This is a genomic window from Myxococcota bacterium (assembly GCA_039030075.1).
Classification (GTDB): domain Bacteria; phylum Myxococcota_A; class UBA9160; order UBA9160; family SMWR01; genus JAHEJV01.
In genome coordinates this window covers 322,662-331,712 of record JBCCEW010000004.1, presented here as the reverse complement: position 1 = coordinate 331,712, position 9,051 = coordinate 322,662, and the positions used below count along the sequence as shown (strand labels likewise).

Genomic DNA, 9,051 nt, shown 5'->3' with positions numbered 1-9,051 from the left:
GGGGGGGGGGGGGTGTGTGCGGTTGGGGTGCTGGGTGGTCGTGGGCGGCGCGCGCTTGCCCGCCCCGCCGCGACAGGTGTCCGTAGAGCGTGACGAGCCCGAGGCCGTGGTCGATGATCACGCAGTTGCCGTAGATGCCCAGGTCGTCGGAGAAGAGGACCTTGCCCGCGGCTGCCGCGGTGATCGGGGCCGCCGCGAACGACGCGAGGTCGTAGCCGTAGTGCACCGCCCGTGAGATCTCTTCGCCGTCGACGACGTATCCCCGGCGCTCGCCGAAGCGGCTGGTGACCTTCGACCCGGACATCTGGCGCAGCGCGCCGTCGAAGAGCGGGGTGTCCTGGCTGTCGGCGATCAGCTCGCGGATCTTCGCCTCGTTCTCCGCGCGGATCCGCGTGTTGACGTCGTGGAACGCCGCGGCGTTGCCCTCGCCGCCGTTCGCGAGCCGCGGGACCACGTTGGTCAGGAACGACTTCGAGAGCCGCACCTGGGCTTCCGGCTGGGGGCGGGCCTGGACGCGCAGCGGCCAGCCGGCGGTGGCGTCGTTGCCCGCGGCGTCCTGCGCGAAGACCACCACGGGCGCGTTCGCATCGCCGTCCGCGGGGATCGCGAACAGCGCCACGCGCTCGCCCTTGCGTCCGCCCGGCCGCGGGAATCCCTGGTACTCGACGCTGCCGACGCGCACGCCGTCGCGCGCGGTGGGTTCGGAGACCCGATAGGCGACGGCGCCCGACCCGCCCTGCTTCACGTAGGTGAGCCCGCTGTGGACGGCCACCCGCGGTGCTTCGAGGTCGACGGTGAGCGGGATCTCCTGCTCGGTCAGGTTGCCCGAGAAGCCGTCCCGCCAGGCCCAGTCGCGCACCCGGACGCGCAGGGTGGCCGGACCCTTCACATCCGAGAGCTGCTTCGCGACCAGCGGGATCTCAGCGCTCTCCCGGAAGCGGAGTCCGCCGGAGAAGAGGTTTCCCGGGTAGGACTCGTCGAGCAGCGTCAGCTCCCCGCCCGCGTGGACCACGACGGCCTCCAGGGCACGGAGCCCGGCGCGCGCGTCGGTTGCCTCGAGCGCCACCGAGGCGCCGGCCCGGCCAACGATGAGCGACTCGGGCGCCACGAGGCCCGGTGCAGCCCCCTCGGCGCGGTACCAGGTGAAGCCACCGATCCCCAGACCGACGTTCAGCAGCAGAAGAAGGACCCAACCTGTCGCGTTCATCACCCCCCCAGAACCCGCGCAGAGGGTACCCGACGCTGCCGGGGCACACCCCAGCCGCCCGGAGCGGCCGACGTTGACGCTCGCCGGCCCCTCCCTCATCCTCCCCGCGCTCCACCAGATCCCCCGCGCCCGGCCGCTCCTCTGCCGCGCGGATCACCACCGAGGAATCATGGCCACCCTTCGTCGCATCGTCCTGCTTCGCCACGGCAACACCGTTGGCGACTCCCACGAACGCTTTCACGGCAGCAGCGACGTGAGCCTCTCGGATGAAGGACGCGGCCAGGTCCGCGCCGCCGGGCTCGCGATGGCCACCGAAGTCTTCGACCTGGTGGTGTCGAGCCCGCTCTCGCGCGCCTGGCAGAGCGCCTCGATGCTGGCGGGTGGTCAGCCGGTGCGCCTGATGCCCGAGTTCCGCGAGATCCATTTCGGGCGCTGGGAAGGGCTGACGGCCCAGGAGATCCAGGAGCGGGATCCGGCGCTCTACCAGGCCTGGCAGGAAGGCGCCGCGGACTTCGGGTTCCCCAACGGCGAGCCCCTGGACGCGTTCCGCACCCGTGTGCTCGCGGGCCTCGATCAGCTGAAGAACAGCGGCGCGGCGAACATCCTGGTGGTGGCCCACAAGGGCGTCATCCGCACGATCGTCCAGCAGCTGGTCGGCGAGGCGCCCGACGCCGACGCGCCCGCCCTGGGCGAGATCGTCTCGGTGACCCAGGACGGCGAGGGCTGGATCCTCGGCCGACGCAGCAGCGATCCCGAAGGCGTGAACGAAGACGCGGCCTAGCCGCGTTCGCCCTGCGCTGGCGGGGCCGCCATCCGCTTTCCGAGAGGATCGAGCGGGCGCTACTCGAGACCGGACAGGTCGCGGACCGCGCCGCGGTCTGCGCTGGTCGCCATCAGCGCGTAGGCCTTGAGCGCGGTGCTCACCTTCCGCGGTCGCGGTTCGACGGGCTGCCAGCCGCGTTCGTCCTGGGCGCGACGTCGCTCGGCCAGTTCGGCTTCGGGCAACACGAGCTCGACGCTGCGGTTCGGGATGTCGATGCGGATGTTGTCGCCGGGCTGCACCAGTCCGATCGCGCCGCCGCCGGCCGCCTCGGGTGAGACGTGTCCGATCGAGAGACCCGAGGTGCCGCCGGAGAAGCGTCCGTCGGTGAGCAGGGCGCACGACTTCCCCAACCCCTTCGCCTTGATGTAGCTGGTGGGGTAGAGCATCTCCTGCATGCCCGGGCCGCCGCGCGGTCCCTCGTAGCGCACGACCACCACGTCGCCGGCCTTCACCTGGTCGCCGAGGATCGCCTCGATCGCTGCTTCCTGGCTCTCGCACACGAACGCCGGCCCCTCGAAGACGAGGAGTTCGTCGTCGACGCCGGCAGTCTTCACCACGCACCCGTCCTCGGACAGGTTGCCGTAGAGCACCGCGAGGCCACCCTCCTTCGAGTAGGCGTTCTCGGAAGAGCGCACGCAGCCGAGCTTCGCGTCGAGATCCAGGCTGGGCCAGCGGGTGTCCTGGCTGAAGGGAGTCTGGGTCGGAATTCCAGCGGGGCCCGCGCGGAAGAACTCGTGGACGTCCTTGTCGTCGGTGCGCCGGACGTCCCAGGCGTCGAGGGCCTCGCCCATCGTCGCCGCATGGACCGTCGGCACGCTCGTGTCGAGGAGCCCGGCGCGGTCGAGCTCGCCGAGGATGCGCATCACGCCGCCCGCCCGGTGCACGTCTTCGACGTGATACTCGGAGGTGCTCGGTGCCACCTTGCAGAGCTGGGGGACCTTGCGCGACAGGCGGTCGATGTCGGCCATCGAGAAGTCGACTTCGCCTTCCTGTGCGGCGGCCAGCAGGTGCAGGATGGTATTCGTCGAGCCGCCCATCGCGATGTCGAGGCACATCGCGTTCTCGAAGGAGCGCTTGCTGCCGATGTTGCGCGGCAGCACCGAGGCGTCGTCTTCGTCGTAGTAGCGCTTCGTGATCTCGACGATCAGTCGGCCGGCCTTGCGGAAGAGCATCTCCCGGTCGCGGTGGGTGGCCAGCGTGGTGCCGTTGCCGGGCAGCGAGAGCCCGAGCGCCTCGGTGAGGCAGTTCATCGAGTTCGCCGTGAACATCCCCGAGCAGCTGCCGCAGGTGGGGCAGGCCGAGCGCTCGACCTCGGCCAGGTCCTCGTCGCTCACGCTCTCGTCGCCCGCCTGCACGATTGCGTCGATCAGATCGAGCTTGTTCTCGGAGAGCCGCGTCTTGCCGGCTTCCATCGGCCCACCGGAAACGAACACGGTCGGGACGTTCAGCCGCATGGTGGCGTTCAGCATGCCCGGCGTGATCTTGTCGCAGTTCGAGATGCAGACGATCGCGTCGGCACAGTGCGCGTTCACCATGTACTCGACCGCATCGGAGATCAGGTCGCGCGAGGGCAGGCTGTAGAGCATCCCGTCGTGGCCCATCGCGATCCCGTCGTCGACCGCGATCGTGTTGAACTCTTTGGCAACGCCGCCGGCTTCCTCGATCTCGCGTGCCACGAGCTGGCCGAGGTCCTTCAGGTGGACGTGGCCCGGCACGAACTGGGTGAAGGAGTTCGCGACCGCGATGATCGGCTTGCGGAAGTCGTCGTCCTTCATGCCCGTGGCGCGCCAGAGGGCGCGGGCACCGGCCATGTTCCGGCCGTGGGTAGAGGTCTTCGAGCGGTACTGGGGCATGCAGGTCTCCGCGGCGCCTGGGGGGTGCGCCCGAGCCTCCAGGATATCGCTCGTGGGCCTTCCCGCCTGTCTACGACTGGAGCCCCGCGCCCCGCGCCCGTGGGCCGGGCCGGGGTGCGAGAAGGCGCTGGACGGCCGTAGAGAGCCCTCCCGCGTCCCCTACTCGTCGCCCTCGCGGAGCTTCGCCAGGACGCTGTAGTCCTCGAGGGTCGTGGTGTCGCCCGCCACCTCCTCGCCGGTCGCGATCGAGCGCAGCAGGCGACGCATGATCTTCCCCGAGCGCGTCTTCGGGAGCGCGTCGGTGAAGCGGATCTCTTTCGGCTTCGCGATCGCACCGATCTGCGAGGACACCTGGGAGAGCAGCGATTTCCGCAGGGCGTCGTCGACCTCGGTGCCGCCGAGGGGCGTCACGAAAGCCACGATCGCTGTGCCGGTCAGCTCGTCCGGGCGTCCGACCACCGCCGCCTCGGCCACCTTCGGATGGGAGACCAGCGCGCTCTCCACTTCCATCGTGCCGATCCGGTGGCCGGAGATGTTCATCACATCGTCGATCCGGCCCATGATCCAGAAGTAGTCGTCCTTGTCGCGGTGGGCGCCGTCCCCGGCGAAGTAGATGCCCTTGTACTTGCTCCAGTACTGCTCCTTGAAGCGCTTGGGATCGCCCCAGATGCCGCGCAGCATGCCGGGCCAGGGCTTCTCGACGACCAGGAAGCCGCCGTCGGGTGCCTTCACCGCTTTGCCGTCGTCGTCGTAGACACTCGCCGCGATGCCGGGGAAGGGGCGGGTGGCCGAACCGGGCTTCGTGTTCACCGCGCCGGGCAGCGGGGTGATCATGATTCCGCCGGTCTCGGTCTGCCACCAGGTGTCGACGATCGGGCACTTCTTCTTGCCGATCACGCGGTGGTACCACATCCAGGCTTCCGGGTTGATCGGCTCGCCGACGGTGCCGAGCAGACGCAGCGACGACAGGTCGTGATTCTTCGGATGTTCGTCGCCCAGCCGCACGAAGGTGCGGATCGCCGTCGGTGCCGTGTAGAAGATCGTGACCTTGTGGCGTTCGATGATGTCCCAGAAGCGGTCGGGGCCCGGGTGGGTGGGCACGCCTTCGTACATCAAGGTGGTCGCGCCGTTCGCGAGCACGCCGTAGACCACGTAGGAATGGCCGGTGATCCAACCGCAGTCGGCCGTGCACCAGTAGGTGTCCTCTTCCTTCAGATCGAAGATCGCCTTCGCCGTCGTGGTGACGTGGGTGAGGTAGCCGCCGGTGGTGTGCAGGATGCCCTTCGGCTTCCCCGTCGAGCCGCTGGTGTAGAGCACGAAGAGCGGGTGCTCGGAGTCGAGCTTCGCCGGCTTGCAGTCGGCCGACGCGCCTTCCATCAGCTCGTGCCACCAGCGGTCGCGGCCCGCCTGCATCGCCGTCGCTTCGCCCGTGCGTTGCACCACCACCACCGACATCTCGCCGTCGACGCCTTCCAGGGCTTCGTCGACGGCGGGCTTCAGCGGGTAGGGCGCGCCGCGGCGGTAGCCACCGTCGGCGGTCACCACCAGCTTCGCGCCGACGTCGTTGATGCGGTCGCGCAGCGCCTCGGCCGAGAAGCCGCCGAACACCACGCTGTGGGGCGCGCCGATCCGTGCGCAGGCCAGCATCGCGATCGGCAGCTCGGGGATCATGGGCATGTAGAGCGCGACCCGGTCGCCCTTCTTGATGCCCTGACCCTTGAGCACGTTCGCGAACTTGCAGACTTCGGCGTGGAGCTGGCCGAAGGTGAGGGTGCGGATGTCGCCGGGCTCGCCTTCCCAGATGATCGCTGCCTTGTTGCGGCGCCAGGCGTGCTTCCCCTCGAGGTGTCGGTCGAGGCAGTTGTAGGAGACGTTGGTCTTTCCGCCGACGAACCACTTCGCGAAGGGCGGCTTCCAGTCGAGCACCTTCTTCCAGGGCGTGAACCAGTCGACGTTCTCCTTCGCCATCTTCGCCCAGAAGCGCTGCGGATTCTTCTCGCCGGCGCGACGCAGCTCGTTCACTTCCTTCCGCGACCAGTTCGCCTGCTTCGCGAACTTCGGGTCGGGTTTGACGACGCGCTTCTCCTTGAGCAGCGATTCGATGTCGGCCATGGCGTGTCGGGTCCTTCTTCGCTCGGGGGTTCTGCGCGCACACGGGCGCGTCCAGGAGGCGTTGGGTGCGCGGGCGACTAGCGTCCTTCGGCGACCAACGCCTCGATCTCGTCCGGGTGTTTCGGCAGCGCCGCGTTCAGGTTCTCGTGGCCGCTCTGGGTGATCGCGACGTCGTCCTCGATGCGGATGCCGATGCCTCGGAAGCGCGTGTCGACCTCGGCGTCACTCGCGACGTAGAGGCCGGGCTCGACGGTGAAGACCTGTCCGGAAGCCAGCTTCCGCGCTTCGCCGTCTTCGCGGTAGCTGCCCACGTCGTGCACGTCGAGGCCGAGCCAGTGACTGGTCGAGTGCATGTAGAAGGGCTTGTACGCCTCGCGGGCCATCAGCTCGGCGGGGTCGCCCTGCAAGAGGTTCAGCGAGACGAGCCCTTCGACGAGCGCCTTGACCGACGCGTCGTGCACCTCGGGCAGCGTCTTCCCGGGGCGACACTGGTCCAACGCGGCCTGCTGGCTCGCGAGCACCACTTCGTAGAGCGCCCGCCCGGGCCCGGTGAAGCGACCACCGACCGGGTAGGTGCGCGTCACGTCGGACGCGTAGCCCTCGAGCTCGCAGCCCGCATCGATCAGCACCAGCTCGTTCTCGCGCAGCTTCTGATCGTTGCGCACGTAGTGCAGGACCGTGGCGTTGGCGCCGCCCCCGACGATGGTCGTGTAGGCAGCGCCGCGCGCGCCGCGACGCCGGAACGTGTACTCGAGCACCGCTTCGAGCTCGTACTCGAACACGCCGTCCCAGGCGAGCTTCGCCGCGGCTTCGTGGGCCTCGTGGCTGATCTCGGCCGCGCGGCGCATCACGTCGAGCTCGGCGGGTTCCTTCAAGAGGCGCATCGCGTGGGTGATGCTGCGCGGATCGAGGATCGCCTCGGCCGGCTCGACGTTGGTGCGCGAGCGCAGGCGCATCTGCTCGAGAATCTCGACGAGGCGCGCGTCGAGGCCGGCGTCGCGTCCCAGCACGTGGTGCAGGCGCTGCGCCTTCCCCAGGAGCGACGGCAGCTTGTCGAGGAGTTCGCTCCGCGGGTACGCCTCGTCGGCACCGAAGTCCTCGACGGCGCCCTCGATCCCGGGGCGGTAGCCGTTCCAGATCTCCATCTCGCGGTCGCGCGGCTCGACGAAGAGCGTGAACGCGGGACCCCCGTCGGTGCGGAGCACCGCGACGGCGTTCGGGTGATCGAAGCCGGTCAGGTACCAGAAGTCGCTGTCTTGTCGAAAGGGGTACTCGGTATCGCGTGAGCGAGTGGCGAGCCCGGAACCCTGAAAGATCGCGACGGCGCCTTGGCCCATCGCATCACGCACACGCTGTCGACGTTCGGCGAACACGCGGGGAAGCATACCAGAGCGTTCCCGACGGGAACGCGGCTGAAGGGCGCGAGAAGCCGGCTAGGGGGCGTCCGCGCAAACCACGGTGACGTCGGCACAGTAGGTCGCGCACACCCGGTCGCCCCACAGAACGGCGGTGTAGTAGAGGCCGTCGGGATCCAGGCGCGGCAGGTCGACCGTCTTCGCGCGCGCCGCACGGTCGAGCACGTGCACACGGCCGCTCCAGCGCGTGATGGCGACGCGCCCATCACGGCTCGGCTGCACGTCCTGTACGAAGTCGAGGGCCGCGGGGAACGCGGGGTCGAGCAGCACCCGGACGGTCTCGTCCGCTGGGTCGGCGGGTTCGATGACCGCCCAGAGCGTGTGCGTGCCCGCGCCGGAGTGTTCGACCTCGGCCCGGTAGAAGCGGCCGTCGACGCCCTGCGCCACGAACTGCACCTCGGGTTCGGCCACGGTCCGCGTGGGCCGACCGTCGCGGCCCAACACGAACGCGTCGTGGCGGTCTTCGGTCGACGCCTCTCGCTGGCTGCCCGCATCGCTGGGATCGAGCACGGGGAGCAGGTCCGTCGTCACCCAGGCCTCGTTGCGCGTCGAGTCCCAGGACGGGGTCTTCGGCGCGTTGCGGTAGCCCGCCGGTGCGCTCAAGGGCCACTCCTCGAGCAGCGCCCCGTCCGCGTCGAGGCGCAGCACGCTGCCGTTGCCCTGTTCGTCGTGGCCCGACCCGTAGCGGGTGACGAGGAGGCTTCCGTCGGGTCCGGGTGCCCATTCGTTCAAGCCACCGCCGAGGCCGAGGGTCTGCACGAAGCCGGTCTCCGGGTCCACCGCGCCCGCCGGTTCATAGAACGTCGAGAAGAAGACGCGCCCCGCGTGGAAGGCGACGTCCCAGACCCCGGATCGCTTCTCGGGTCCGCCCACCTCGAGGGCGGGAAGCCAGCGTTCTTCCGCGAGGTCGAAGCGCCCGATCCGCTGGGGACCGGGTTGATGCAGGTCGGCGGTGGGGTCGCCGCCGGCCGCGCGCATCGCCGACCAGAAGGGGGCCTGGCCGAAATAGAGGACGCCCTCGGCCGCGGTGCCGTACCAGGCGCAGTAGCGCTCGCTCTCACTTGGCGCAGGTGCCGTCGCCACGTGGAGCCCGGCGGCGGGAACCGCCGGCGCCGGACGGAGCGCGCAGCCGGCGAACCCGAGGGTCCAGCCCAGGGCCAGCCCGAGAGTCAGGGTGAGAGACCGGGTGCCACTTCGGTTGGCAGTGCCACGCGGGTTGGCGAGGCACCCAAGAGACTGACTTCTTTGGGTTTTCGGAGTTCGACCGTTCGTCATGTCAACTTCCCCAAAGAGCAGGTGCCAACTCAGGATGCATTTCATCGGTCCCGCTCCGCGCGCCCTGCAGGGCCGTCCTCGGGCACGAAGAGTATCCAAGGCACGGGGACTTAGGCGACTTCCTGCCGGTCGGGGCCCGCTTCGGCCAGAGTGGCACGGAACCTGCTCTAGGGAAGGAGCACAGGAAATGGGATTGATTTGGTAGGGACAGGTCGGACGAAAGCGGGCGCGCACGTTTGACTGAGTTCCACCCCGAGGTGACCCCCGAGGACACGTAAGGCGCTTTCCCCAGAACGGCACCCCGCCTTCTCGGTGATTGCCTGGGCCCAGATCAGATCGCCCCTTCGGTCGGAAGTTCCACCGAAG

Annotated in this window: 6 protein-coding genes; 1 reads left to right on the top strand and 5 read right to left on the bottom strand. The window is 69.3% G+C overall.

All coding sequences use genetic code 11. The features are described from left to right. The coding region (locus AAF430_06665) for a M23 family metallopeptidase (protein ID MEM7409897.1) at nucleotides 1-1,207 on the bottom strand (1,207 nt) is incomplete at its 3' end. A 169-nt stretch (nucleotides 1,208-1,376) separates the two neighbouring features. Here AAF430_06665 and AAF430_06660 point away from each other — a divergent pair. Beyond that, nucleotides 1,377-1,988 carry a histidine phosphatase family protein gene (locus tag AAF430_06660; GenBank protein MEM7409896.1) on the top strand — a complete coding sequence of 204 codons (612 nt, stop codon included), beginning with the start codon at nucleotides 1,377-1,379 and terminating at the stop codon, nucleotides 1,986-1,988. A 59-nt stretch (nucleotides 1,989-2,047) separates the two neighbouring features. On the opposite strand, the gene ilvD is transcribed toward AAF430_06660, so the two are convergent. From ilvD to AAF430_06640, 4 genes are all read right to left on the bottom strand, one after another. After that, on the bottom strand, nucleotides 2,048-3,883 hold the full coding sequence (gene ilvD, locus AAF430_06655) for a dihydroxy-acid dehydratase (GenBank protein MEM7409895.1): 1,836 nt from the start codon (nucleotides 3,881-3,883) through the stop codon (nucleotides 2,048-2,050). A 159-nt stretch (nucleotides 3,884-4,042) separates the two neighbouring features. Then, nucleotides 4,043-5,995 carry an acetate--CoA ligase gene (acs, locus tag AAF430_06650; protein ID MEM7409894.1) on the bottom strand — a complete coding sequence of 651 codons (1,953 nt, stop codon included), beginning with the start codon at nucleotides 5,993-5,995 and terminating at the stop codon, nucleotides 4,043-4,045. 77 nt (nucleotides 5,996-6,072) lie between these two features. Further along, nucleotides 6,073-7,368, bottom strand: coding sequence for an aminopeptidase P N-terminal domain-containing protein (locus AAF430_06645; GenBank protein MEM7409893.1), 1,296 nt, complete (start codon nucleotides 7,366-7,368; stop codon nucleotides 6,073-6,075). Nucleotides 7,369-7,428: 60 nt separating this feature from the next. Further along, a complete protein-coding gene (locus tag AAF430_06640) occupies nucleotides 7,429-8,685 on the bottom strand; it encodes a hypothetical protein (protein ID MEM7409892.1) in 1,257 nt (418 codons plus the stop codon). Nucleotides 8,686-9,051: the final 366 nt, after the last annotated feature.